This window comes from Aeromonas sp. HMWF017 (assembly GCF_003061465.1).
GTDB lineage: Bacteria > Pseudomonadota > Gammaproteobacteria > Enterobacterales > Aeromonadaceae > Aeromonas > Aeromonas veronii.
Genome location: NZ_QAJD01000022.1, coordinates 1 through 1,656, shown reverse-complemented (window position 1 = coordinate 1,656; position 1,656 = coordinate 1). Strand labels below are relative to the sequence as shown.

Genomic DNA, 1,656 nt, shown 5'->3' with positions numbered 1-1,656 from the left:
CGGGAAGAAGGAGAAAGGCACAACCGAGTTGGTCAGCACGGCCAGAGAGGCATCGCCACAGATACCAATCAGCATGGCCATGGCGAGCGGTTTTTTCGGAATCATAAGCTGTTCAGTCATATCGTTCTCCATCCTGTGGTCATGGGTGAGGTTCACGGCGCTTCTGGTTTTGTACCTCGGCGCCCATGGCGATCATCCGCAGTTGGCGAATTGTTCGGTCGGAGAGTGCACGGCACTCTTCGCTGGTCATGTCGAGTGCATCGGCACCGGCACTGAAGACGATGGTGACCATGGCTTCTGCCTGGATGTAGGCATCTTCCCGTGGTGCTTCTGTGGTGGCTTCCAGATAATCGGTCAGCTCTGCGATAAAGTGCTGGATTTCGCGAGCCACCGCCTGACGAAAGGCGGCCGAGGTGCCGGAGCGTTCCCGCAGCAGCAGCCGGAAGATGTTGGGGTTGTTCTCGACGAACTCCATAAAGGTCTGCACCGAGGTGCTGATGACACTGCCACCACCGGCAATGCGCTGGCGTGCCTGTCGCATCAGTTGGCGCAGGGTAAGACCTCCTTCGTCAACCAGGGTCAGGCCCAGCTCCTCCATATCGCGAAAGTGGCGATAGAAAGAGGTGGGCGCGATACCCGCTTCGCGAGCGACTTCCCGCAGGCTGAGATTGGAGAAACTCCGATTGGCGCACAGTTGGCTGAATGCAGCATCGATCAATGTACGCCGGGTTTTTTCTTTTTGTTGAGCGCGAATACCCACGAAATCAGTCACCTTCAGCTTAACGAGGACAAATGATAACCCGAAGGCGCCTCAGGATCAGGTTTGTATCCTACTTTTTTACCATTGACCGTGAGGAAATCACCATAGAAAATGGCTAACAGCTGTTCGCTGAAAGGATGCAATGAGATGGCCAGACCCCCCATTATTTTGACCAATACCCTTCTGTTTTCCCTCTCCGGGATAGTGGCGTTGATTGTCGTACCCTGGTACGGCATGAGCCACGGTTACGATTTCTGGCAGTGGGCCAGTTTCCTGTTGTTGTTCTGCCTGAGTGGTCTCTCCATCACCGCAGGCTATCACCGGCTCTGGTCGCACAAGGCTTACAAGGCGCACCCCGCTTTGCAGTGGTTATTTGCCATCGGCGGTGCGTTGGCGCTGCAGAATTCTGCCCTGCACTGGTCGGCCGATCACCGCCGTCACCATCGTCATGTGGATGACAACGATAAAGACCCCTACAGCGCGGGGCGCGGTTTCTGGTATTCCCACATCGGCTGGATGCTGCGGGAGCATCAGGGAGATCGCTATGGCGATTACAGCAATGTGCGTGATCTGCAGAACAACCCGGTGGTCGCGTTTCAGCACCGTCACTATCTGACGCTGGCACTGGCGGCCAATCTGGGGCTGCCGCTGCTGCTCGGCCTGTGGCACGGGGATATGCTCGGCATGTTGTTGCTGGCAGGTGTCTTGCGGATGGTGATGACGCACCACACCACTTTTTTTATCAACTCGCTGGCCCACATCTGGGGCAGTCAGCCCTATACCGATCGCAATACCGCTCGCGATAACGGCATCCTGGCTTTTTTCACCTTTGGCGAGGGGTACCACAACTTTCACCACCTGTTCGAGAATGATTACCGCAACGGCATTCACTGGTG

3 protein-coding genes are annotated in these 1,656 nt (G+C 56.2%); 1 reads left to right on the top strand and 2 read right to left on the bottom strand.

Annotated features, from left to right (window positions below):
- Together DBR30_RS01720 and fabR are read right to left on the bottom strand one after the other, a co-directional pair.
- The coding region (locus DBR30_RS01720; protein ID WP_146181342.1) for a DUF1422 family protein at positions 1–120 on the bottom strand (120 nt) is incomplete at its 3' end.
- 19 nt (positions 121–139) lie between these two features.
- Positions 140–760: an HTH-type transcriptional repressor FabR gene (gene fabR, locus DBR30_RS01715; protein ID WP_005339921.1), complete on the bottom strand. Its 621-nt coding sequence runs from the start codon at positions 758–760 to the stop codon at positions 140–142.
- Between the two features lie 147 nt (positions 761–907).
- Here fabR and DBR30_RS01710 point away from each other — a divergent pair.
- Positions 908–1,656 (top strand): acyl-CoA desaturase (locus DBR30_RS01710; RefSeq protein ID WP_108588164.1); only part of this gene is annotated, 749 nt, incomplete at its 3' end.